Annotated in this window: 21 protein-coding genes; 8 read left to right on the forward strand and 13 right to left on the reverse strand. The window is 62.8% G+C overall.

The window, feature by feature from the left end; translation table 11 throughout:
* Nucleotides 1-11: 11 nt before the first annotated feature.
* The 4 genes from M9924_11845 to M9924_11860 are packed head-to-tail and all read right to left on the reverse strand — an operon-like array spanning nucleotide 12 to nucleotide 5,480.
* Complete coding sequence (locus M9924_11845) at nucleotides 12-1,298, reverse strand: hypothetical protein (protein MCO5065091.1); 1,287 nt, start codon at nucleotides 1,296-1,298, stop codon at nucleotides 12-14.
* A gap of 15 nt (nucleotides 1,299-1,313) precedes the next feature.
* Complete coding sequence (locus tag M9924_11850; protein MCO5065092.1) at nucleotides 1,314-3,224, reverse strand: ATP-binding protein; 1,911 nt, start codon at nucleotides 3,222-3,224, stop codon at nucleotides 1,314-1,316.
* 12 nt (nucleotides 3,225-3,236) lie between these two features.
* Nucleotides 3,237-4,382: a hypothetical protein gene (locus M9924_11855; GenBank protein ID MCO5065093.1), complete on the reverse strand. Its 1,146-nt coding sequence runs from the start codon at nucleotides 4,380-4,382 to the stop codon at nucleotides 3,237-3,239.
* Between the two features lie 9 nt (nucleotides 4,383-4,391).
* On the reverse strand, nucleotides 4,392-5,480 hold the full coding sequence (locus tag M9924_11860; GenBank protein MCO5065094.1) for a hypothetical protein: 1,089 nt from the start codon (nucleotides 5,478-5,480) through the stop codon (nucleotides 4,392-4,394).
* 251 nt (nucleotides 5,481-5,731) lie between these two features.
* Between M9924_11860 and choX the strand changes: the two genes are divergently transcribed.
* The 4 genes from choX to clpS all read left to right on the forward strand — a co-directional run bounded on the left by choX (nucleotide 5,732) and on the right by clpS (nucleotide 9,313).
* A complete protein-coding gene (gene choX, locus M9924_11865) occupies nucleotides 5,732-6,673 on the forward strand; it encodes a choline ABC transporter substrate-binding protein (protein ID MCO5065095.1) in 942 nt (313 codons plus the stop codon).
* Nucleotides 6,674-6,770: 97 nt separating this feature from the next.
* The gene (gene choW, locus M9924_11870; protein MCO5065096.1) at nucleotides 6,771-7,625 is read left to right on the forward strand and encodes a choline ABC transporter permease subunit; all 855 of its coding nucleotides are present in this window, start codon (nucleotides 6,771-6,773) and stop codon (nucleotides 7,623-7,625) included.
* Complete coding sequence (choV, locus tag M9924_11875; protein ID MCO5065097.1) at nucleotides 7,622-8,806, forward strand: choline ABC transporter ATP-binding protein; 1,185 nt, start codon at nucleotides 7,622-7,624, stop codon at nucleotides 8,804-8,806. Before choW ends, choV begins: the two co-directional genes overlap by 4 nt.
* Nucleotides 8,807-9,007: 201 nt before the next feature.
* Nucleotides 9,008-9,313: an ATP-dependent Clp protease adapter ClpS gene (gene clpS, locus M9924_11880; GenBank protein MCO5065098.1), complete on the forward strand. Its 306-nt coding sequence runs from the start codon at nucleotides 9,008-9,010 to the stop codon at nucleotides 9,311-9,313.
* A 1-nt stretch (nucleotide 9,314) separates the two neighbouring features.
* Here the strand turns inward: clpS and M9924_11885 are convergent, their stop codons facing one another.
* Genes M9924_11885 through M9924_11900 form a run of 4 tightly spaced genes read right to left on the reverse strand, consistent with a single transcriptional unit; the run spans nucleotide 9,315 to nucleotide 16,123 of the window.
* Complete coding sequence (locus M9924_11885) at nucleotides 9,315-11,399, reverse strand: glutamine amidotransferase (protein ID MCO5065099.1); 2,085 nt, start codon at nucleotides 11,397-11,399, stop codon at nucleotides 9,315-9,317.
* Nucleotide 11,400: 1 nt separating this feature from the next.
* On the reverse strand, nucleotides 11,401-14,217 hold the full coding sequence (locus M9924_11890) for a DUF4159 domain-containing protein (protein MCO5065100.1): 2,817 nt from the start codon (nucleotides 14,215-14,217) through the stop codon (nucleotides 11,401-11,403).
* On the reverse strand, nucleotides 14,214-15,122 hold the full coding sequence (locus M9924_11895; GenBank protein ID MCO5065101.1) for a DUF58 domain-containing protein: 909 nt from the start codon (nucleotides 15,120-15,122) through the stop codon (nucleotides 14,214-14,216). The genes M9924_11890 and M9924_11895 overlap by 4 nt, the downstream gene beginning before the upstream one ends.
* Nucleotides 15,119-16,123 (reverse strand): MoxR family ATPase, encoded by a 1,005-nt coding sequence (locus M9924_11900; protein ID MCO5065102.1) that lies wholly within the window; start codon nucleotides 16,121-16,123, stop codon nucleotides 15,119-15,121. Before M9924_11900 ends, M9924_11895 begins: the two co-directional genes overlap by 4 nt.
* Before the next feature lie 387 nt (nucleotides 16,124-16,510).
* Here M9924_11900 and M9924_11905 point away from each other — a divergent pair, with 387 nt between their 5' ends.
* Genes M9924_11905 through M9924_11915 form a run of 3 tightly spaced genes read left to right on the forward strand, consistent with a single transcriptional unit; the run spans nucleotide 16,511 to nucleotide 19,040 of the window.
* The gene (locus M9924_11905; GenBank protein ID MCO5065103.1) at nucleotides 16,511-17,140 is read left to right on the forward strand and encodes a DUF1285 domain-containing protein; all 630 of its coding nucleotides are present in this window, start codon (nucleotides 16,511-16,513) and stop codon (nucleotides 17,138-17,140) included.
* Nucleotides 17,140-17,778 carry a CoA pyrophosphatase gene (locus M9924_11910; protein ID MCO5065104.1) on the forward strand — a complete coding sequence of 213 codons (639 nt, stop codon included), beginning with the start codon at nucleotides 17,140-17,142 and terminating at the stop codon, nucleotides 17,776-17,778. The genes M9924_11905 and M9924_11910 overlap by 1 nt, the downstream gene beginning before the upstream one ends.
* Complete coding sequence (locus M9924_11915; protein ID MCO5065105.1) at nucleotides 17,775-19,040, forward strand: CCA tRNA nucleotidyltransferase; 1,266 nt, start codon at nucleotides 17,775-17,777, stop codon at nucleotides 19,038-19,040. Before M9924_11910 ends, M9924_11915 begins: the two co-directional genes overlap by 4 nt.
* A 34-nt stretch (nucleotides 19,041-19,074) precedes the next feature.
* On the opposite strand, the gene M9924_11920 is transcribed toward M9924_11915, so the two are convergent.
* Together M9924_11920 and hemF are read right to left on the reverse strand one after the other, a co-directional pair.
* The gene (locus M9924_11920; GenBank protein ID MCO5065106.1) at nucleotides 19,075-19,260 is read right to left on the reverse strand and encodes a DUF1059 domain-containing protein; all 186 of its coding nucleotides are present in this window, start codon (nucleotides 19,258-19,260) and stop codon (nucleotides 19,075-19,077) included.
* Nucleotides 19,261-19,348: 88 nt separating this feature from the next.
* Nucleotides 19,349-20,254: an oxygen-dependent coproporphyrinogen oxidase gene (gene hemF, locus M9924_11925; GenBank protein MCO5065107.1), complete on the reverse strand. Its 906-nt coding sequence runs from the start codon at nucleotides 20,252-20,254 to the stop codon at nucleotides 19,349-19,351.
* 94 nt (nucleotides 20,255-20,348) lie between these two features.
* Between hemF and M9924_11930 the strand changes: the two genes are divergently transcribed.
* Complete coding sequence (locus M9924_11930; GenBank protein MCO5065108.1) at nucleotides 20,349-20,606, forward strand: hypothetical protein; 258 nt, start codon at nucleotides 20,349-20,351, stop codon at nucleotides 20,604-20,606.
* A gap of 93 nt (nucleotides 20,607-20,699) precedes the next feature.
* Here the strand turns inward: M9924_11930 and M9924_11935 are convergent, their stop codons facing one another.
* The 3 genes from M9924_11935 to M9924_11945 form a co-directional block, all read right to left on the reverse strand.
* Nucleotides 20,700-21,245, reverse strand: coding sequence for an adenine phosphoribosyltransferase (locus tag M9924_11935; GenBank protein ID MCO5065109.1), 546 nt, complete (start codon nucleotides 21,243-21,245; stop codon nucleotides 20,700-20,702).
* Nucleotides 21,246-21,357: 112 nt separating this feature from the next.
* Nucleotides 21,358-22,224, reverse strand: coding sequence for a cytochrome c1 (locus tag M9924_11940; GenBank protein MCO5065110.1), 867 nt, complete (start codon nucleotides 22,222-22,224; stop codon nucleotides 21,358-21,360).
* Between the two features lie 26 nt (nucleotides 22,225-22,250).
* Nucleotides 22,251-23,552 (reverse strand): cytochrome b N-terminal domain-containing protein, encoded by a 1,302-nt coding sequence (locus tag M9924_11945; GenBank protein MCO5065111.1) that lies wholly within the window; start codon nucleotides 23,550-23,552, stop codon nucleotides 22,251-22,253.
* Between the last annotated feature and the right edge of the window lie 9 nt (nucleotides 23,553-23,561).

Genomic DNA, 23,561 nt, shown 5'->3' on the forward strand with positions numbered 1-23,561 from the left:
TGTCACTTCCTTCAGTCGATCAGGCCGTAGAGGTGTTCGCGAAAAGCAGCCTTGTCCTTGAGATATGAGCTTTTCAGCGTCTCGACAACATTCTCCCGCCATTGCGGGGTGAAAGAGTCGTAGTCCTTGTAGAAACCCTGCTTGTTGAAGACATAGCGGGACACGAAATCGAACCGTACGAAATCCGATATCAGCCGGTTTGTCAGCCATGCATCGGGGTGGTCCGGCCTGGCGCGCACCACCAGAAAGCGCAGCGGCGGGGGCATTTCTTCAAGCCGGATCTGGCCGTATTGCGCGATTTCGCGCTTCGCCGCGTTGAGGAAGGGGAACGTGCCTTCGCGATTGATCATGTCGGCATGTGTCTGGATCCATGTCTGGAACCACACAAGGCTTGCGTCGGTCAGGTCGCGTTGCGGCTCGGCCTCACGGATCATCGCCCGGATCGCCATTTCCGCGCGGTGTTCGAGATAGCCCGATTGCTCGATCCACGAGGCGCGCGGCAATTCGAGGCGCCCCGTGCCCGCAAGGAAGCGGAACACCCGGTCCGCGTCGGTGATGGAAAGATAGCTCACCTGCCACGGCCTTGAGCGCTTGAAGCCCGGCGCCGTCGGATCGCCGATCACCGTCGTCATGTCCTTGTCGATGAAGACGTAGATGCCGCCGAAATGGCTTGTCCAGAATGCATTGTGCCGGAAAATCACCTGGTCCGGGACCAGCGCGTTCTCACGTATATCGCCTGTGACCTTCGCAAGTTCGACCATGCGGTTGAGCAGCTTGTCGTCGCGCCATGCATCGGGTTCGAGCTTGAGGCGGTCGACGAGCTTGCCAAGCTCTGCAGCCTTGCCCAGCACATCTTCCGCCGACAGCACCTTGAACTCGACCTGGTTGATGGACAGCAGGTCCTCGATTGACTCCACCTTGTTGACGCTGTCCTCGATCTCCCCGTAGATCACGTCCTTGATCGTCAGCGCGTCGATGGCGCGGCTGTTCTTCGACATGAACTCGAAGATCAATTGTCCGGTGTTCGAAAACGCCGTGTGCACGACCGGCAGGTCGATCTGCTGCGGCGTCAGGATGATGAATCGCCGGTTGACCTCGTTCGGATCGAGATAGAGCAGGTCCCCGAGTTCGTTCGCAACCTGCGGCGAGAAACCGGTGCGGTCGATCTCGAATTTCTTCAGCTTGGTCGGCTTGAGGCCGAATGCCTTCAGCGCCTTGTTGTAACGCTCGATCAGATGCGGCTCCTCGACCGGCAGCAGCCGCCCGTAGATCAATTCATTCTGGCGCAACAGGTCCATCAGGTGCCTCGGCGCTCACGCATTCCACAGCCCCTTCTTTTTCAACTCCTCCATCTCGCGTGCGGCGCGCTCACGCAGGCGGGCGTCGCGCAGCATCTTCTGCACGGCGGAATCGTCGGCGCGGTCTGAATAGCGGAACTCGCTGTCGGCGTAGCGATTGATCTCCTGCATGACCATCTCCATGTCGAACGGGCCGCGCAGGTCCTCGATCATGGCTTTCTTTTCGTCATAGGATTTGCGCATGAAGGTTTCGGGCGCTTCGAACCATGCGTCGGGAAGCTCGATGTCCATGGCGCGCATCTTGATCGCATCGGTGACGTTCTTGATCGCGCGCCCCGTGAAGCGGGGTTCGGCTTCCTTGATCATGTGCAGGTACGCGCCCACATCGGCCATGGTTTTCGGCTGGCCGTGGTCCTTGGTGAAGCGTTCGTAGACCTTCATCAACCCGTCTTCGTGGGGCCTGGAATGACCCTCATACGCCGTGTCCACCGCGCGCTTGATCTCCTGCGCGGCATAAAGCTCGTGCTTGCCGAGCGGAATCTTGTGGTTCTTTCCCGCCAGCAGAACGAAAATGTCGATGTAGTCCGCCTCCGTCTGCGGCCCGTCCACCAGCCATCGCGCGCCTGCCCGCTGCCTCAGCGCATCGTCCACGTTTTCCGGGTAGTTGGAGAACATGCCGAAGGAACAATTGCCCCGGATCACGGTGTTCGTGCCGGAGAAGGCGGCCATCAGCACGCCGGTGATTTCGTGCTGCCCCGCGGAGGCGCGGTCATCCGAACGCTTCGCCGCAACCTGGTCGATGTCATCGACGGTGCCGAAGCCGATGGCGCGCGGGTTAAGCACATTGTCGATGAACGCCTTGCAGTTCTGGCCGGACTTGCCCTGATAGGATGAAATCTGGTCGACGCCGAAATTCTCGTAGTGGAATGGATAGCCGGCAATCTGGCAGTAACCGTTGACCATGCCCGCGATCATCTGGATCAGCGTCGTCTTGCCGGTGCCCGGCGCGCCGTCGCCGATGAAGGTGAACAGGAACCCGCCCAGTTCGACGAACGGGTTCATCTGCCGGTCGAAATCATAGGCCATCAGCATCTTTGCCAGTTTCAGCGACTGGTACTTCGCGATGTGATTGCCGACGACCTCGTCAGGCTTCTTGAAGGTCATTTCGAGCGGCTTCGACTTCTTGCCGGGCGCAACGTCAAAGCCGTCAATGTTGAAGTCGTCCTTCTCGATGCGGATATGCGTGTCCTCGAACGCGCCGAGCCCGTCGAAGCGGGCCTTTCGAGACAGCAGCCCTTCCATCGCCACCCCGGCAAATGCGCGGGCACGCGCGGTGAGCGCGGCGTCATCCTGCGCGCCGGAAATCGCCGTATCCAGCCCTGCCACGAGCGATTTCACCGCATCCTGCGGCGTGTCGAAATTGAATTGCGGTTCGGCGATGTCGTTCGGCGCCTCACCGTCGCCGTCGATCAGTTGCAGGAGGTAGGAGGCGAATGTGAACGCCGACACATAGGCGGACGCCGAGAGCAGCTTGCGGAAGCGGGAGGCGTCTTCGCCCTCCAGCGGCGTGCGCGCATTGCGCGCCTGAAACGCCTCAAGCTCGGTGCTGCGGGCGAACACGTCCGAGACGGCGAGCGCGACGGCAATGCCGCGTCGCGCGCGGTAGAGCAGCGTGTGCTGCGCGATGTCCAGCAACTGGTCGCCGGGCCGCACGGCGGCAACGGTCCTGGTCAGCTCGACCTCGCGGCTGCGCCCGACCGAACCCGTGGAAACGGTCGAGACAAAGCGACGGTTGGTGCCGGCGAGCGCCGTTCCGGTTTTTGCATCCGCGGATTCGAGCACGACGATGCGCGTGATGAAGCTCTGCGCGGTCGGCACGTGCTTTTCAATGTCCGCTTCGGCGATCGTGGTCAGGCCGGTATCCATGCGGTCCTTCTCCTAGACATCGGAAATCACCTGCCCCTTCGAGAGCACATGAACCTTGTATCCGCCGAAGATCTTCTGCGCCTCTCCGGCGGCGTAGAGCACCTGATAGGCTTCGTGCGGGATCAGCGCGTGCTTCTCATAGGACGACACGCCCTGCCGCGCGGCTTCGAGGTCGTCGGTGTTGATGTAGAATTCCTGCGTCGCCTGCTCGCTCGACCAAAGGCCACGCCGTCCGGGACGCTCCGCCTTCGAGTAGACCTCCTGCACCGTCCAGGTCAGCAGCCACGCATTCTCGGGCTTGCGAACCTTTGAAAGTACTTCGGTCACGGTCGAATTGTTTTCGGTGATGCCCGCCGAATAGAACGGCCCGAGCACGAGGCGACGCAATTGCTTCGGATGCAGCGTCGGGAAGTCCTTGTCCAGATTTCCGGCGATTGTCGCGGGCGAAAGCGTATAGGCTGAGTTCTTCTCGGTGAACGCGTCGAACTGGTGGGCAAGTTCGGGGTTCAGCAGGCCGTCCACCGGCAGGGGTATCTTGACCCCTTCATTGAGCTTGTTGTCCGACGTCACCAATTGCGAAACGAGTGCGGGCGAGGAATCCTCGATGGTCGCCATGTAGATCAGCGGCAGGTTAGCGGTGCCGTCGAACGTCCCCCAGTGAACCAGATAGTAGGGGCGGCCATTGTTGGGATTGACGGAAACCTTGGAGGTCTGCGCCAGCACGAAGGGCGCGAAAATCTGCCCGTTGCGGACATCTTCCAGATAGAGCCGTTCGGCCATGGTGCGCTGGAGTGCGGCGGGGAAATCCTTGTGGCGCAGGATGAAGTCCGCCATCTCCGCCCGCAGTTCGTCGGCCTGTGGGATGGACGACAGCCGTTCCTCTGCCTGCCGCCGGTCGTTTTCGAGTTCGAGAACATGCTGGAAAACCGGAAACCCGCTGTCGGCGCGCGAGATGCGGAACTTCTCCACAAAGCCGAGCCGGTTCTGCCAGCATGCGAAAGTCCGCTCCAGCCGGGCGATGTATTGCGCCGCGACCTTGGTCACCAGATCGTGCCGGTAGAGCGCGGACCGCTCGTCGGACATGTAGGTTTCCAGACCGGAAAGCGCAGCCGAGATCGCCGCGAAATATTGCGCGGCGGGTTCGTTGTCGGGCGTCATGCGTCAGGATCAGGCGCGCACATAGTCGGATGTGTTGTGCTTGCGCATGACCTCGTCGAAGCGCCGCGCGAAGGCTTCATCCGCCAGCTTCTTGCGGCGCTGGATGTCGGCGGTGGTGACCATGTTCTTCTCATGCAGTTCGAGCAGGTCGCCGATATGCTTCTGCGCGGCCGCGCCGATGCCCGCCATGGTTTCCTCTGCGGTGTTGTCCACCTGCGAGCCGAGCGTGTTGATCTTGTGGGCCACGTCCTGCTGCGCCGCGGTCTTGAGTGAGTCCTCCAGCGCCTTGTAGAGGACGATGCGCTGTTCGGTGTCGATGGTCAGCTTGTTGATCAGCGTGTTCTGAGCGGCGATCTGGTTGTTCAGCGAGTCCACAAACGTCTGGAACATGGAGGTGTAGCGCTCCAGCGTCTGGCTGCCCGCGAGCAGTTCCTGCTCCTTCGCCTGCTTTTCATTGTATTCGGTCGCAAGCTTGGAGCGCTCGCCTTCAAGCTTCGTCCGCTCCTTCTGGTTGGTGGATGCGGAGATCCTGTTCTCGACGTCCAGCAGGAGCGGGTTGAGTTCCATGATCCGCTTCTGAACGGCCTCAAGCTCCACCATGGTCGCCTTGCGGCGCTCGATGACCTGTTCCAGCGATGCTTCCGAAGTCTTGTAGCGCTGGTCGAGGATCTGCTTCTGGCCTTTCAGTATGCCGACGATCGTGTCGGACTTGGCGAGCAGTTCCTGCAGGTTGCCTGCCAGCGACATGTTGCGCACGCGGTCGGTCCGCATGCGCTGTTTGGAGGCCTCGGAGAAGATGCCGACGATGCTTTCCCAGGTGGTGAAGCTCTTCATGCTCTCGAACTCGGACCCGAAAACATTTGTCGCATCCTCAAGCCCGATGATGAGATCGGCGATGTTGCTTTCCATCACCTTCTGCTGCTTGAGCACATCTTCGATGCGCGCGTTCTCGATGTCGAAATCGGCATTGCCGATCTTGGCGTCGGATCGGGCGAACTGATCCAGGACCGTCGACGACTGGTCGATCCTGGTGCGCATCTCCTCGACGACCTTCTTGGTCTTTTCGATCTCGGCGTCGAAGTTCTGAAGTTCGGCCATGCGCACCCTCCTCGGAGATGGTCGTTTCTGTTGCGAATATAAGGGGGGCCGATTTCGATTGGAAGGAGGCGGCTTCGATTTCGCATCACTGCGTAAATGCTTGTATCCCCTGCCATGTCGTGAATAGAGAAGTGGGCGGCGCGTGCGCGCATGTTGTTGCTTGCATGGGAGTCAAAATGGTGTTTGGTTCGCGCACAAGGGACAGTGAAAAGATCCGGCGCGCGCCCGGGCATCAAATGGGAGAATATTGAATGTCAGCCTACAAGTCGTTTGCCTTGGCCCTCAGCCTGGCGAGTTTCGCCCTTTCGGGCGCCGCCAATGCCGCCGACGCCGAGTCCTGCAAGAAAGTTCGCCTTTCCGATGTCGGCTGGACCGACATTCAGGCCACAACCGGGGTGGCGTCCGTGCTGCTCACCGCGCTCGGCTACGAGCCGGAAGTCATCCAGCTCTCGGTTCCGGTCACCTATGCTTCGCTCAAGAACAACGACCTCGATGTGTTCCTCGGCAACTGGATGCCGTCGATGACCAACGACATCAAGGACTACACCGCCGAAGGCTCGGTCGAAACGATCAGCCTGAACCTCGACGGGGCAGGCTACGGCCTGGTCGTGCCGACCTACATGGCCGATGCCGGGGTCAAGACCCTTGCCGATCTCGCCAAGCCCGAGGTCAAGGAAAAGCTCGACGGCAAGGTCTACGGCATCGAGGCCGGCAATGACGGCAATCGCATCATCCTCGACATGATCGCCAATCCCGACAGCGGGCTGCACGGCTACGAGCTTGTCGAATCCTCCGAGGCGGGCATGCTCACGCAGGCCGAAGGCTCGATGAAGGACAATGCGTGGATCGTGTTTCTCGGCTGGACGCCGCACCCGGTGATGGGCGAGATGAAGATCACCTATCTGGATGGTATGGGCGATTCAGGCTTCGGGGCGGCCACCGTCCACACCAATGTGCGCAAGGGCTATCTCACCGAGTGCCCGAATGTCGGGACCTTCATCAAGAACCTGAAGTTCGACCTGTCCATGGAAAACACCATGATGGACAGCATTTTGAAGGGCGCGAATCCGAACGATGTCGCCAAGGAATGGTTGAAGGGTCATGCGGATGTCGCGACGCCCTGGCTTCAGGGCGTGACCACCTTCGATGGGGGTGATGCCGCCGCCGCGGTCAAAGCGGCGCTGGAAGGCTGATGACAGCGTCCGGCGCAGCATAAATCCAGAAAGGGCGGCCTCCCCGGAGGCTGCCCTTTTTGTTGCGACAGCAGGCCAGTGAAAAGAAGAGGGGAAGATGGACCCGGTATCCCAGTTTCTTGCGAGCTATAAAATCCCCATTGGGGCTTGGGGAAAGGCGTTCTTCGAGTTCCTGACGGACAACTTCAATGCCGTGCTGCGCGGCTTTTCAAACGGGTTGAACTTCCTGCTGAACGGCGCGGTGGACCTGCTGCTCGTCCTGCCCCCCGTGCTGCTCGTCGTGCTGATCGCGCTGCTTGCGTGGTATTTGCAGCGGTCCAGGGGCCTCGCGATCGGAGTTGCCCTGGGGCTGCTCTTCATCATCAACCAGGGGCTCTGGAAACAGACGGTTCAAACCCTCGTGCTGGTTGTCGCGGCGTCGGCCGCGTCGATGGCCGTCGGCGTGCCGCTCGGCATCTGGGCCGCGCACAAGCCGAAGGTCTACAAGGTCATGCTGCCGATCCTCGACCTGATGCAGACGCTGCCTACCTTCGTCTACCTGATCCCGGTGCTGACGCTGTTTGGCCTCGGCAACGCGCCCGGCCTCATCGTCACGATCATCTTCGTCATACCGACAGCCGTGCGCCTGACGCATCTGGGCATGACCAGCGTGCCAACCGCCATTGTCGAGGCGGGGCAGGCGTTCGGTGCCACCAAGCGGCAACTGCTCTGGAAGGTCGAGCTTCCCGCCGCGCTCCCCACCATCATGGCGGGCCTGACGCAGTGCATCATGCTTTCCCTGTCCATGGTCGTCTTTGCCGCTCTCATCGGCGCGGGCGGTCTCGGTACCGAAATCAACCGCGCGCTGGGTTCGCGGCGCATCGACCTCGGGCTTGAGGCGGGCCTGGCCATCGTGGTGCTCGCCATCGTTCTCGACCGCATGACCCGCATCGGCGTTGGAGGCAAGAAATGACCGTCGCTGTCGATTTCAGGAACGTCGATATCATGTTCGGGAGTGATCCCGAACGCGCTCTGGCACTTGCCGACAAGGGTGCGACCCGGTCGGAGATACTTGAGCAGACGGGTAATGTGCTCGGCTGCGCAGGCGCCAACCTCACGGTGAACGAAGGCGAGATTTCCGTGCTCATGGGCCTGTCCGGTTCGGGCAAGTCCACATTGCTCCGCGCGGTCAATCGCCTCAACACCGTCACGCGCGGCAATATCTTCGTGAAGGAGGGCAACAGGACGGTCGATGTTGCCACCTGCGACGAGGCGACCCTGCGGGCGATCCGCCAGAAGCAGGTCGCCATGGTGTTCCAGCAGTTCGGCCTGCTTCCCTGGCGGACGGTAGAGGAAAATGTGGGCTTCGGGCTGGAGCTTGCGGGCGTTCCCGAAGCTGAACGCAAGGAGCGCGTGCAAAAGCAGTTGAAGCTTGTCGGTCTCGACCAATGGGGCCGCAAATATGCGCATGAGCTTTCCGGCGGCATGCAGCAGCGCGTCGGCCTTGCCCGTGCCTTTGCAACCGAAGCGCCGATCCTGCTCATGGACGAGCCGTTTTCCGCGCTCGATCCCTTGATCCGCACCAAGCTCCAGGACGAGTTGCTCGAGCTTCAGGCGCGCCTCAAGAAGACGATCCTTTTCGTCAGCCACGATCTGGAAGAAGCGCTCAAGATCGGCAGCCACATCACGATCATGGAGGGCGGTCGCATCGTGCAGACCGGCGCGCCGGAAGATATCGTGTTGCGGCCTGCCAACGACTATGTGCGCGATTTCATCGCCAATGTGAATCCGCTCTCGGTGCTGACTGCATGGAACGTGATGCGTTCCATGCACGAACTCGAACCGGCGGGCCGGGGAGGCTGGGTGTGGCTCGACCGGCGGCAGACCACGCGGTTCAAGATCGACAAGAGCGGGCTTGTGACAGCCGCCGAGCGCGAGGGCAAACCGGCATCGTGGATCTCGGTCGCGGATGTCGAGACCACGCCCGACGACGGTAGCCAGGTGTTCTGGGCAACGCCCGGCACGCCGTTGAAAACGGTCATGCTGGCCATTCATCGGTCGAACACAGCGCCGGTCGCGCTGTTCGACGAGGCGTCGCGTTTCGTGGGCGCCATCGGCGTGCGCGACGTTCTGCAGGCGGTGCTGCGGCGGTGATGGCTTGCAGGTTGAAGTTTTGAATCAACTGCTTGCCGCAATGATTCAGGTCCTTCGCAAAGTGAGTCCGATTTCGCGGCGAAGTTGTTGATTTTTATCCGGCTAAACCGCCAGTTGTAAGAACGGTTGAGGGAGGGTGCTCAACATGCTTTCGCCATGTGCGGAGGCGATAGTCGTGATTCGAACCGATGGGATGCGCATATGACGGATTCCGTTTCCAAGCCGAAAACGAAAACACGCCCCAAGCTGGCGAGGCCGAAGCTTCACAAGGTCATTCTCATCAATGACGACTACACGCCGCGCGAATTCGTGGTGCAGGTGTTGAAGGCGGAGTTCCGCGTTACCGAAGACCAGGCCTATCGCATCATGATCACCGCGCACCGGCGCGGTGTCTGCGTGGTTGCTGTATTCACGCGCGACGTGGCGGAGACGAAGGCGGCGCGCGCGACCGATGCGGGCAAGGCCGCCGGCTATCCGCTGATGTTCACCACGGAACCCGAGGAATAGCTCAGCGGCCTTCCTTGAACCACATCGCGCCGATGGCGAGGAGTAGCAGCGCCAGACCGAGGAAGCCGCCGAAGAGCGGAACGCGCGACACCGAGCGCAGCACGCTGTCATCGGTCGTGCGAAGTCCGATCCAGTCATTACCCGAAGCGGTCGCGTCGGCGCGCACCGGCACGATGTTCGGCAGGCTGATCGAGGAGCCGAGCGAGGAGATGCCCTCGGCGGCAAGCCGCTGCACGCTGCCACCACTGCGCAATGCCGCCGGTCGCAGAGCTTCTTCCGTCGAAACGACATCGGCAAATTCCGGCGCGTTGACCGGACCGACATGAGCCAGCGCGGTGAGTTCGCCGTTCGCGACCTGATAGAGACCGATCTCGTCGACGGTGGCGCTGCCCGTGAAAACGCCGGGCTCCGCGCTCGTCATCGGCAGCGACAGGCGCTTGCCGGACGGCGTTATAACCGCAGCGGGCCCCGGGTCCTCGCTCATGGTCTGGCGATGAATGTTGAGCGTCATGCCGCGCGAATCCGCCGTCAGTCGCTCCTCTTCAAGCTCCGGCTCTTTCATCAGCCAGTGCGCCAGCCGCCGGTAGAGTGACACATGCGGGCCGCCGCCTTCGAAACCACGCGCCCAGAGCCAGCCCTGATCCGAAAGGAACATGCCGACCCGGCCCTCGCCCTTGCGCGCGAGCACGAGCAACGGCCGGTCGTCCGGTCCCTTCATCACGACTTCGCCCGTCGGCTGGTCGATGCCGACGAGACGGAACCAGCGGCTCCATTTCGGGGGCTCCTGTCCCGACCCTTCCAGCCCGCGTGTTACGGGGTGTCGCTTGCCGAGATCGGTCAGGCGCGGATAGAAGCCTTCCTCGACCACGTCGCCGGTCGGCAGGCCGGGCAGCGCGGCCATCAGCGGCGTGTTGGCGATGGAGGACTCGCCCGCATATTCAGGCCCCGCTGCGATCAGCAGCGCGCCGCCTTTTTCCACATATTCGGCGATGTAGTCGTAGTAGAGGATCGGCAGCACGTCGCGGTGCTGGTAGCGGTCGAAGATGATGAGGTCGAAATCGTTGATCCGCTCCACGAACAGTTCGCGCGTCGGAAAGGCGATGAGCGACAATTCGTTGATCGGCGTGCCATCCTGCTTCTCCGGGGGACGAAGGATGGTGAAATGCACGAGGTCGACCGATGCATCGGATTTCAAGAGGTTGCGCCATGTGCGCTCGCCTGCATGCGGCTCGCCGGAGACCAGCAGCACCCGCAAATTCTCGCGGATTCCGTCGATCAGCGCGACCGTCCGGTTGTTGGCCGCCGTCAGTTCGCCCTCGACGGGATCGATGGCGAGTTCGACAATGTTGCGGCCTGCCGTCGGCAACGTGATCTGGAGCGGCATTTCCTGCCCGATGAAGGCGCGCTCCGTGCCGACACGTTCGCCATTGACCGAAACCCGCACATCGACCGGCCCGGTGACGTTGTTGGTGGCGATGACGCGATAGGTGAGGTCGAGTGGCTTGCCGACAATGCCGAAGCGCGGCGAGCGCTCCAGCCGGATGCGGCGGTCGAACTCGTCGGCCTGCCCGGTGATGAGCGCGTGCAGCGGTGCTTCGAGGACGGTGGACGGCTGCGGAAGGTCGTGCACCTGCCCGTCCGTCACCATGATCGCGCCGGCCACCCGCGACGGGGGTACATCCTGGAAGGCGCTGTCGAGGGCGCTGAAAAGATGCGTTTCCGAGCGCTCGTCGGCAGCGCCCGCCTGAGCCGCATCGATGGTGCGGACCTCGAACTGGTTGAAGCGGGCGAGCCGTTCCTGAAGTTGGGCCACCGCCTCGTCGGTCTGGGCTTTCCGGTCGCCGATGTCCTGGCTCTGGCTGCGGTCGACGATCAGCGCCACCACGCTTTTGAGCGGATCGCGCTGCTCGTCGAGCAGCACGGGATTTGCAAGCGCTGCGGCCAACGCCGTCAGCGCCGCCAGTCGCAGCCAGCCGCCGCGCTGGCGCAGCCACAGGCCGAACAGCGCGAGCAGCAGCAGCGGAACCAGCAGCAGGCCGAGGAATGTCCACGAAAGCAGCGGTTCGAACGAGACGGTCCAGTTCATGTCACTGTCCCAGCCGTTCGAGCAAGGCGGGCACATGCACCTGGTCGGATTTGTAGTTGCCGGTCAGCATGTACATGACGATGTTCACGCCGGCCCTGTAGGCATAGATGCGCTGCATCGGATCGCCCGGAATGGTGGGCAGCAACGGCGCGCCATTGTCGTCGATCGCCCATGCGCCCGCGAAATCATTGCCGGTTATCAGGATCGGTGAAACGCCGTCGCCGGTGCGCACGGGGGCATTGTCCGGATTGCTCGCGTCGAGCGAGGCCTCCACCCATAGGGGGCTGCCGTCATACCTGCCGGGGAAGGATTTCAGGATGAAGAACGCCTTTGAAAGCACATGGTCCTCGGGCACCGGCTCCAGCGGCGGCACGTTGAGATTGCCCAGTATGTCGCGCAGCCGTTGAGTCGCCGGGCTGGCCGCGCCGTCCAGCGCCGACGAATACTGGTCACGCGTGTCGAAAAGCACCGTTCCCCCTTCCTTCATGTAGGCGTCGATGCGGGCGATCGAATCCTGCGAAGGCATGGGGGCGTTGGCGTCGATGGGCCAGTAGATCAAAGGATAGAACGCAAGCTCGTCGCTGCTGATGTCCACGCCGCGCGGCTCGCCCGGTTCGAGCGCGGTCTTTTCGGTCATGAACTGCGACAGGCCGGTCAGTCCCGCCTTGCTGATATTGTCCACCGAGGAATTGCCGGTCACCACATAGGCCAGGTGCGTCACCGCCACCGCATCGATTGCCGTCGCGTCGTCCGGCTTGCTGTCCTGCGCGCGTGCTGAGTCCGGCGCGACAGTAATCATGATCGCTACGAGCAATGCGGTCGCCGCTCCTACGACAGGCCGCGCCGATTGCCAGCGCAGCCGCCCCGCCATCCACAGCATGATGAGGCCGTCCACGAGGAAAAACAGCAGGGCCGCCGCCAAGAGCGGTCCTTTCAGGTCGGTCGATTCGTCCTGTGCGTATCGCTCGGTCAGAACCGGCACCGACACCTGCGGGCGAACGACTGGAGCCAGCACCGCATCCGCTGGCAGCAGATTATGCGCCAGCAGGCCTTCCTCGCTGCCGTAGAGCCCGGGCGGGTTCTCGATCGTCACCGCCGCCGCCTTCGCGCCGGCCTCGATGGGCCGCGCCTCGCCGCCCGGCGGCACCAGTTGCCCGTCTGCCGCGATCAGCCGATAGGGCGCGAGCCGGGCGTTCTGGGCAGACGCTTCGCCGGGCGCGATTGCACCCTGGTTGCGCGATAGCTGCACGATTCGCCGCATCATTTCCACGAATGTGCCAGAAATCGGCAGGTTAGACCATGTGGCCTGTGGCGTTACGTGAAAGAGCACGACAATACCCTTGCCGCGCCGGTCGCCCGTGACGAGCGGCGTGCCGTCGGCCAGCGTTGCCCATGTGCGGTCGATCAGGTCCGGCGTCGGCTCCGCGAGGATCTGGCGCGATACCGTCACTTCGGAGGGCGGCGAGAGGTCGGCGAACGGCCCATTCGGCGGAAATTCGGTGACCGGCTGCGGCTCGGTCCATGACAACGCACCGCCAAGTTGCCGTTCGCCCGCCCGCAACATCACCGGCAGCAGTTCGGAATCATTGCCCGCCTGGATCAGGCTTGAGCTTGCAAAGCGCACCAGCGTGCCGCCGTTATTGAGCCACCGCACGAGGTCGGGCCGCACGGTTTCCGGCACTACGCCGACATCGGCCATGACGATCACCGCCGGCTTCTGGTCCAGCACCTCGGCGATCGCCGCTCCGATCTCGGGGTTTTCCGGCTCCACGATATCGGCGAAAGGCTGCAGCGCGCGGCGCAGGTAGTAGGTTGGCGACAAGAGCAGCCGGGCGGCGTCCTGCGGTGTCTGCGACAACAGGCCGACGCGCCGCCGCTTGTCGGAATTGTCCAGCACGCGCACACCTGCGGCATGGCGCTCGCCGTCAAGCACGATGGTCGCGAAATCGTTGCGCAGTTCGAACGGCACCACCATCTCGCCCTTGCCGACGGTCTGTCCGGGGCCGAAGCTGATCGTGGCGTCGCCGATGCGGCGGCCCTTGTTGTCGAGCGCGCCCGCCGTCACGTTGCGCGGGGCCGCGTTGCCCTGCGGGCGCACCGCCGTGATCGAGAAGCGGTCGATCTCGTTGTTTGCCGCCGTCATCGCCAGCATGGAAAGGCTGTCGGGCTGCACCCAGACGAGGTTTGCAGGGGCATGCGCGAGCAGCCGCGCAAAGGCCGGCGCGTCGTTTTCCGCGGCCAGTCCGTCCGACAGCACCGCAATGCTCGCGCCCGGATAGCGGGCAAGCTCGTCGCCGACGCGTTGAAGCACCTCCGCGCGGTCGGTCGGCAAAGGGCGCGGGGCCACCGCTGCCAGCCGGTTGCGCGCTTCCCCGGTCGTGTAAGGCCCGATCTGCTGGTTCGACTTTTCCGCCGTGAACGCCAGCATGACCGGCACGCCGTTCTCCTCGGCGTCGTTGATCAGGCGTTCGGCGGTCGAAACGCGCATGCGCCAGTCGCTGGCGCTCGACCAGCCATTGTCCATCACGATTGCCAGCAGGCTTCCGTTGGCGGGCAGCCTTTCGCGCGGATTGAGCACCGGGTCGGCGATGGCGAACACGATCAGCGCCGCCATGGCGAGCCGAAGCAGCGTCAGCCACCAGGGGCTCTTGCTCGGCGTTTCTTCCTTCTTAGCCACGCGTTCCAGAATCCTGAGTGGCGGAAACACCTCCACAAGCGGCTTTGGCGGCGTCAGCCGCAGCAACCACCAGATGACCGGCAGCGCCAGCAGGCCCCAGAGAACGGCGGGAACGCCGAAGGACAGCGGAAGCCAGCTCATCGCGCGCCGCCCGTATTCTCGACGGACATGGCCATGTGCACGCGCACCAGCGCTTCGGAGGCGAGCGCATCGGTGTGGTTGACGGTGTAGCTCCAGCCGCGCCGCCGCGCGGTGGCGGCAAGCGTTTCGCGGCGGGCAAGGTAGAGCGCGCGATAGTCGTCCTTCACCTGCTCGGCTCGCCCGAATGTCAGTTTCCGGCCCGTCTCGGGATCAAGAAATTCCGTGCGGCCCGCATAGGGGAAGTTCTCTTCCGCAGGGTCCGCGACCTCGATCAGATGCACGCGCACGCCGCGCTGCGCGAGCGGTTCCAGCAGCGCAACGGTTTCCTCGACCGGATCGAGGAAGTCGCTGACGATGACGAATTCCGAGAAGCGCTTGACCCCCGTGAGGTCGGGCCGCAGCGGCAGTTGCGCCGCATGCATCAGGTGGGAGGCAAGCCTTTCGGCCCCGTCGCGCGCGATGAAGGGATCGGTCAGCCCCGGCCAGGCGATGCGCTCGCCGCTGCGTGAAAGCAGTTCCGCCATGGCGAGCGTCAGCACCATTGCCCGCGATTCCTTGGAAACGGTCGCGGCGCCCGATTTGTAGAGCATGGAAGGTGAGGGGTCGGCCCATAGCCAAACCGTATGCGCAGCCTCCCATTCCTTGTCGCGCACATAGATATGTTCGTCGCGGGCCGAACGCCGCCAGTCGATGCGCGATTGCGCCTCGCCCTCCACATAGTGGCGGAACTGCCAGAAATTCTCGCCGATTCCGCGTTTCTTCCTGCCATGCCATCCGGCAATCACGGTGTTGACGATGCGCTGGGCCTCGATCAGCAGGTCAGGCACGAGCGAAGCGCGCAGCCGTCCGCGCGCAAGCGCATCTCGCGTCGCGACGGGAGCCTGTGCTTCGCCGACTGCCATCAGAGCGCTTTCACCAGCCTCGCGATGACATCCCGAACCGACATGCCTTCGGCGCGCGCGCCGAAGGTCAGCGCCATGCGGTGCTGGAGAACCGGTTCGGCGAGTGCGCGAACATCGTCCACGGAAGGCGCCAGCCGCCCGTCATAGAGCGCGCGGGCGCGGGCGCACAGCGTCAACGCCTGGCTGGCACGTGGTCCCGGTCCCCACGCGATTGTCTTGTCGGCTTCCGCGCCGCCCTGTCCGGGGCGCGCCGAGCGCACCAGCGACAGGATGGCCTCGACGACGCTCTCGGAAACCGGCATGCGGCGAATGAGATACTGGATTTCCTTCAGCCGCTCGGGGGTCGTGACATTGCTTGCGCTGGAATCGCCTATGCCGGTCGTCTCAAGCAGGATGCGGCGTTCCGCGTCGAGTTCCGGGTAGGGCACGTCCACCTGCATCAGGAACCGGTCGAGCTGGGCCTCGGGCAGCGGATATGTGCCTTCCTGCTCAAGCGGGTTCTGCGTCGCCAGCACATGGAACGGACGGGGCAGGTCATGCCGCGCGCCGGCCACCGTCACGTGATATTCCTGCATTGCCTGCAACAGCGCCGATTGGGTTCTCGGGCTGGCGCGGTTGATCTCGTCGGCCATCAGCAACTGGGCGAAGATCGGTCCCGGCACGAAGCGGAAGGAGCGGCGGCCCGCTTCGTCCTGGTCCATGACTTCGGAACCCAGAATATCGGAAGGCATGAGGTCGGGTGTGAACTGGACGCGCCTTGCATCCATGCCGAGCACTGTACCCAGAGTTTCCACCAACTTGGTCTTGGCAAGGCCCGGCACGCCGACCAGCAGCGTGTGTCCGCCGGCGAGAATGGCGACCAGCGTTCGCTCCACGACGCTTTCCTGCCCGAAGATCACCTTTCCGACACCCTCGCGGATGCGGGCGATTTCGGCCAGCGCCTTGTCGGCCTCCGCCACCATCTCGGCGTCGCTCAGCGGGATTTCTTTGACATAGACGCTCATATGAACCTCATCTTGCAGTGCAGCGTTATGGCGTCAAGACCAGGTCATGAACTCATAAATCCGATTGAAATGGTGTGAGACCATCGGTTCGGATACGCGAAGGAAAGACGCAGGAAATGTGGTGCATTTTCAAGTCTTTCCGACAAAGTAGCCGGGCCGATGGACCACATCCGAAGGACGCCGAAACGGCTGCAAGCTGCCGCGTCGAAGCGCTCGAACGATGGAACCCCATCGCCCTTCGCGCTTCTTCTCGCAGCTTCTTGCCGTTTCAGGCGCCATTTCAAACGCATTTATGAGTCCATGACCTAGCGCAACCATCGGCGCGTGGTGGAGAATATTTCAACAAGTTCGACTGACAATCGGAACAAGATTGACTATTTCGTGACCATGACAAGAGACAGCAATACACAAAAGGGAAAGCTCGCCTCCGCGGCCGACAGCAAAGGGCTGGAAGCGCTGGTTTCCCGGGCTGCCCGGGCCGGCAAGGGCCTGCCCCCTGTGGAGCGCTGGAATCCGCCGTTTTGCGGCGATCTGGACATGGAAATCCGCCGCGACGGCACCTGGTTCTACCTCGGCACGCCGATTGGCCGGCAACCGCTCGTTCAACTTTTCTCGACCGTGCTCAGAAAGGACGATGACGGCGCGACCTATCTGGTGACACCGGTCGAAAAAGTGCGCATTCGCGTGGTCGACGCGCCCTTTGTCGCAGTCGAGATGAATGTTTCGGGTAGCGGCGCGGACCAGGTCATCACCTTTCGCACCAATGTCGGCGACGTGGTCGAGGCCGACGAGGCCCATCCCGTTCGATTCGTCGACGAACCGGAAACGGGTGGCCTCAAGCCCTATGTCCTCGTGCGCGGAAGGCTGGAGGCGCTGGTTTCGCGGCCGGTCATGTACGAGCTCGTCTCCCACGGCGAGGAAATTTTGCTCGGCGGCACGACCATGTTCGCGGTTCGCTCGCATGGCGCGATTTTTCCTGTCATGCCTGCCGACCAGCTTCACAGGTTGAGCGCATGATGCCCACGGCGGCGAATCTCCACTATACGGTCGACGAATTGCGGCGGCGCGTTGCAGCCGATCCCAAGACCGTGGACAAGGACGGATATGGGGACCACCGCTGGAACCCCGATCATCCCCGATTGCACGAAATGCGGGGAATCAAGCTCCGTGACGCGGCGGTTTTGGTGCCCGTGGTGGACCATCCCGGCGAGGCGTCGGTCATCCTGACGAAGCGCAACGAGGCGCTGCGCAATCATTCGGGGCAGGTCGCATTTCCCGGTGGGCGGATCGATGCGACCGACCCGGACGCCGAATTTGCCGCCCTTCGCGAGACCGACGAGGAAATCGGCCTGCACCCCGACCAGATCGAGATTGTCGGCCGGATGCCCGATTATGTTTCCGGCAGCGGCTATCGCATCGCGCCTGTCATCGGCATCGTTCGCCCCGGTTTTCGGCTGGCGCTCAACCGCGACGAGGTCGACACCGCCTTCGAGGTGCCGCTGCGGTTTCTGATGGACCCGGCCAATCATCTGCGCAGCAGCCGCGACTGGAATGGCGTCACCTGGGCGTTCTTCGACATGCCTTATGGCGGCCAGCGCATATGGGGCGTGACCGCCGGGATCATCCGCAGCATTTACGAGAGATATTACGCATGAGCGCGCGAGTATCGATTGCGGGACGTGCCCCTTGGCTTGAGAATCCGCATCTCCAGAAGCTGCTCGCCGCGCTCGGGGAAGGAGGGGAGCAGGCGCGCATCGCGGGCGGCGCGGTGCGCAACGCGCTGCTTGGTGACGCGGTGTCGGATGTAGATATCGCCAGCACGAACCTGCCGCAGGAAACGATCCGGCGCGCCACCGCCGCCGGCTTCAAGACGGTGCCGACCGGCGTGGAGCACGGCACCGTCACGGTCATTGCCGAGGGCGTGCCCTATGAGGTCACGGCGCTCAGGGACGATGTCGAGACGGATGGCCGCCGCGCGGTCGTGCGCTTCGGGCGCGACTGGCAGCGCGATGCCGAGCGGCGCGACTTCACCATCAACGCGCTCTATGCGGAGGCCGATGGAACGGTCATCGATCTTGTGGGCGGCCTGGCCGACATCGAACAGCGCCGCCTGCGCTTCATCGGGGACGCCGAGGCGCGCATTCGGGAGGATTTCCTGCGCATTCTGCGCTTTTTCCGCTTCTTCGCATGGTATGGCGCGGGTCGCCCGGATGCCGAGGGCCTGAAGGCCTGCGCGCGGCTCAAGGATGGGTTGGACCGGCTCTCCGCCGAGCGGGTGTGGGCGGAACTGAAGAAGACGCTTGCCGCTCCCGATCCGTCCCGCGCTCTGTTGTGGATGCGTCAGGCGGGCGTGCTTTCAAGGATACTGCCGGAGAGCGAGAAATGGGGGATCGATTCGGTCCATTCCGTCGTCGCGGCGGCGCACGATCTCGGCTGGCCCTCGGACCCGCTGCTTCGGCTGGAGGCGATCGTGCCGCCCGATCCGGCGCGCATGGGTGAACTCGCAAGACGGCTCAAGCTTTCAGCGCGGGAAACGAACAGGCTGCGTGGATGGGCCTCTGAGGCGCTGCCCGCGGCCGACACAAGCGAGCTCGCGCTTCGCAAGCGGCTCTATTGCGGCGATACTCAGGGCATTGCGGACCGCCTGAAACTGGCTCTTGCGCAGGCGCGGGCCAAAGCGGTTTCCGATGACAAGGCGCTGACAGAGGCCGCCGGCTATTCGCGGCTGCTGAAGCTCGCGCAAACATGGGAAAAGCCCGCATTTCCGCTGCGCGGCAGCGATCTCCTCGAACTCGGCATTCCGCCCGGCCCGAAGGTCGGCGAGATGATGCGGTTGCTTGAGGAGATGTGGGTCGGCTCGGGCTTCACCCTCGACCAGACGACCCTGCTGGAGAAAGCAAAAGCGCTCCCGGTTTAAGGGGAGCGCCCGTAAAGCTTATAACTTGTCGAGGTCAGGCGGCGTCGCGCACACGCTCGATCCGGGAGCGAATCGCTTCCAGCATCGTCTCGCGAATGGTCGTTTCGCCATGCGTTTCGCGCAGGTGCTCGACCGCCCTGCGGATCACTTCCGCCTCGTCTTCGTGCCTGGTGTGCCATTCACAGCCCGGTACGAGCGAACCACAATGAAATTCCTTCATTTTTTCCTCCTTATGGTTTCGCGGGGGATTGTCAGCATAACACGAATGCCCGGCATTGGTTGCGAGAATATGACCGGTCGCGGGAAAGTTATGGCCAGTGGACAACCGGCGGCAGGCTGGACAGGATCGAAGCGACATTGCCGCCCGTCCTCAGGCCGAAAATCGTCCCGCGGTCGTAGAGCAGGTTGAACTCGACATAGCGGCCACGCCGCACGAGCTGTTCCTCGCGGTCGGCGTCCGTCCAGGGTGCTTCGGCATTGGCGGACACGATCTGCGGATAGACACCGAGAAACGCCTCGCCCACGTCCCTGACGAAGGCAAAATCGGCATCCCAGCCGCCATTTTCGGGCGAGGAATGCTGATAATCGAAGAATATGCCGCCAATTCCGCGCGGCTCATTTCGGTGCGGCAGGAAGAAATAGCGGTCGCACCATTCCTTGAAATGGGCGTAGTTGGCGACGGCGTGAGCCTTGCAGGCGGCGCGCATCGCAGCGTGGAAGGCTACGGAGTCCGGGTCGTCCTGCGTCCGGCGGCGATCCAGCATCGGGGTCAAATCGGCTCCGCCCCCGAACCACCAGCGCGAAGTCACCACCATGCGGGTGTTCATGTGGACGGTCGGCACGTTGGGGCTAACCGGATGAATTATAAGGGATATCCCGCTTGCCCAAAAACGGGGATCGTCTTCTGCGCCGGGAATCTGCTTGCGGAATTCCGGCGAAAACTCGCCATGCACGGTTGAGACATGGACACCCGCCTTCTCGAACACGCGGCCATGCATGAGCGACATCGTCCCGCCGCCGCCACGGCCTTCGTCGCGCTGCCAGGGCGTGCGCTCGAAGCGTCCGGCAGGGAGTGCCGCGTCGCCAAACCGGCCTTCCAGCGCTTCCAGTTCCGCACAGATCCGGTCGCGCAGGGCAGCGAACCAGCGCGAGGCGGTTTCTTTCCGCTCCTCCATATCGGGCGGGACGCCGACCGGAATTTCCTTGCGATCCAATGGTTTGGCTCCTTGCTTCGCAACCTGCGAAAAGACTCGCAATCGTCGCCGACGATCCCTAATCTCATAGGCGTGCTGGTCAAGGAGTTCTTTCTTGCGGACACCGGCAAGGCCACCGTTGGACGGTCTGAAACAACGTCTGGCGAAGAGCAGGGAAAAAACCGGCGGCAAGCGCAATGACGGGTTCTTGCGCGAGACCTTTGTGCTGCCTCGGTCGGACGCCAGGCTGAAGGCGCGGGAGTGGTTCGACCGCTGGCCGAAGCAGGCTTACTGGACCGAAATCGAAAGTTGGTTCGAGCGGCCGGACGACGTGATCGAGTTCACGATAAGGCGGCTTCCGGCTGCGGATTAGCGTGCAACATCGCGCAGTCCGCGCGCAAAAATGTGCAAATCGTCGAAAACGCGCCCGCATAAATTCCGTTTTACGCGAAGAACGGCGTTTTTCTCAATGGCCTTCGAAGGAAATCAGCGTACGCACGGGCACGTTGAGCGCTTCCAGCCGGGCGCGCCCGCCAAGGTCGGGAAGGTCGATCACGAAGCAGGTGGCAACGATGTCGGCTCCCATCTGGTTGAGCAGCTTCACCGCAGCCTCGGCGGTGCCGCCGGTGGCGATCAGGTCATCGACCAGGATCACTTTTTCACCCGGACTGACGGCGTCCTTGTGCATTTCCATTTCATCCAGCCCGTATTCAAGGCTGTAGGCGACGCGGACGGTCTCATGTGGAAGCTTGCCCTTCTTTCGGATCGGGATGAAGCCCGCCGAAAGCTGATGCGCAATCGCGCCGCCGAGGATGAAGCCACGCGCCTCGATCCCGGCAATCTTGTCGATCTTGGACCCGGCATAGGGATGCACAAGCTCATCAACCGCGCGGCGGAATGCGCGGGCATCACCAAGCAGGGTGGTGATGTCGCGGAAGAGGATTCCCGGTTTGGGATAATCCGGGATCGTGCGGATGGCGGCGAGCAGGGTTTCTTCGACGGATTGTTTCATGGTCGCGACATTAACGACGAGCGGCCTCAAGTGAAGAGGGAATGTGTCGAGGGTCCTAAAAAGCAAAACGGCCCGCCGATGCGGGCCGTCAGAAACTCAGTCGGCGGAGGTCTCAGTGCTCGACGTTCGACCAGACCTTGCGCTTGGTGAGATAGACCAGTCCGCCGAACAGGATCAGGAAGACCATGACGCTGAAGCCGGTTCGCTTGCGCTCTTCCAGATGCGGCTCTGCGGCCCACATCAGGAAGGCCGCGATGTCATGGGCGTACTGGTCGACCGTCTGCGGCGAACCATCGTCATAGGTAACCTGCCCGTCGGAGAGCGGGGCGGCCATCGCGAGCGATTTGCCGTTGATGAAGTACGGGTTGTAGTGGGTTCCTTCGGCGATTTCCATGCCTTCCGGCGGGGTCTGATCGTAGCCGGTCAGCAGCGAATAGATATAGTCCGGCCCGCCCTCGGCATATTGCGTGAAGATGTCGATGACGAATTGCGGGAAGCCGCGCGTCACGCCGCGGGCTTTCGCCAGAAGCGACATGTCGGGCGGGGCAGCCCCGCCATTGGCGGCGGCCGCGGCCTGCTCGTTGGGGAAGGGCGCGGGGAAACGGTCGGACGGATTGCCGGGGCGTTCGAACATCTCGCCGTCGTCGTTCGGGCCGTCCTGGACGGTGTATTCGGCGGCGAATGCCTTCACCTGGGCTTCGTTGTAGCCCAGTTCCTCCAGCATGCGGAAGGGAACCAGGTTCATCGAATGGCAGGCCGAGCAGACTTCCTTGTAGACTTTCAGGCCGCGCTGGAGCTGCGCCCTGTCATAGGTGCCGAACGGACCGGCGAACGACCAGCTCTGCTCGCGCGGCGCCCTGATGGGGAAGTGCGTCGGCTCGGCTTCGTGATTGGCTTCGTGCGCCGCTTCCTGGGCGAAGGCCGAGGAGCCGGCGAGAAGGAAGCTGAGCGCTGCCAGACCGTGGAGAACTTTCTTCATGATATCCCTCTGCAAGTCCTGTGCGGTCAGCCTTTGGTTTCCGGAGCGGCGGTCGCGCCTGCCGGGTGGGCATGGCCCCCCTTGTTCTTGGCGAGCACGGCCTCGGTAATGGAGTTCGGCAACTGCTTCGGCGTCTCGAACAGTCCGAGCAGCGGCATGATGACCAGGAAGAACGCGAAGTAGTAGAGCGTCGAAACCTGCATCGCCGGGATGTACCAGCCTTCCGCAGGCTTCGAGCCGAGCCAGCCGAGGAACACGGAATTGAGGGCGAAGAGCCAGAAGAACAGCTTGTACCAGGGACGATACACCGCCGAGCGGACCTTCGAGGTGTCGAGCCACGGCACGAAGAACAGCACGGCGATTGCGCCGAACATGGCGAGCACGCCGCCAAGCTTGGAGTCGATCGGCCCGATGTTGAACGTCACGGCGCGCAGGATGGCGTAGAAGGGCAGGAAATACCATTCCGGCACGATATGCGCGGGCGTCTTGAGCGAATTGAACTGCGTGTAATTGTCCGGGTGGCCGAGATAGTTCGGAATGTAGAAGATGAAGTAGGCGAACACGGCCAGGAACACGATCATCCCGAAGGCGTCCTTGATGGTCGCATAGGGCGTGAAGGGCAGGGTGTCGGTCTTGGACTTTATCTCGATGCCGGTCGGGTTGGTCTGGCCGACAACGTGCAGCGCCCAGATGTGCAGGATGACCACGCCCGCGATGACAAAGGGCAGCAGGTAGTGCAGCGAGAAGAAGTGGGTAAGCGTCGGATTGTCCACCGAGAAGCCGCCGAGCAGGAGTTGCTGGAGCCATGTGCCAATCAGCGGAATGGCGGTAAAGAAACCGGTGATGACCGTCGCGCCCCAGCCCGACATCTGGCCCCACGGCAGCACGTAGCCCATGAAGCCGGTCGCCATCATCAGCAGGTAGATGATGCAGCCGAGAATCCACAGCAATTCGCGCGGGGCTTTGTAGGAGCCGTAATACAGCCCCCGGAAGATGTGCAGATAGACCGCGATGAAGAAGAACGAGGCGCCGTTGGCGTGCATGTAGCGTAGCAGCCAGCCCCAGTTCACGTCGCGCATGATCTTTTCCACGGACACGAAGGCGAGGCTCGTGTCAGACGCGTAATGCATGACCAGCACCACGCCGGTCAGGATCTGCACCACCAGCATGATGGAGAGAATGCCGCCGAACGTATAGGCGTAGTTCAGGTTGCGCGGCACCGGAAAGGCGACAAAGGAGTCGTAAATCAGGCGCGGCAAGGGCATGCGCGCGTCGATCCAGCGCTCAATGCCTGTCTTTGGCGTATAGGTCGAGTGTCCACCGCTCATAGTAAAATC

The sequence above is a fragment of the Rhizobiaceae bacterium genome (assembly GCA_023953835.1).
Lineage (GTDB): Bacteria > Pseudomonadota > Alphaproteobacteria > Rhizobiales > Rhizobiaceae > Mesorhizobium_G.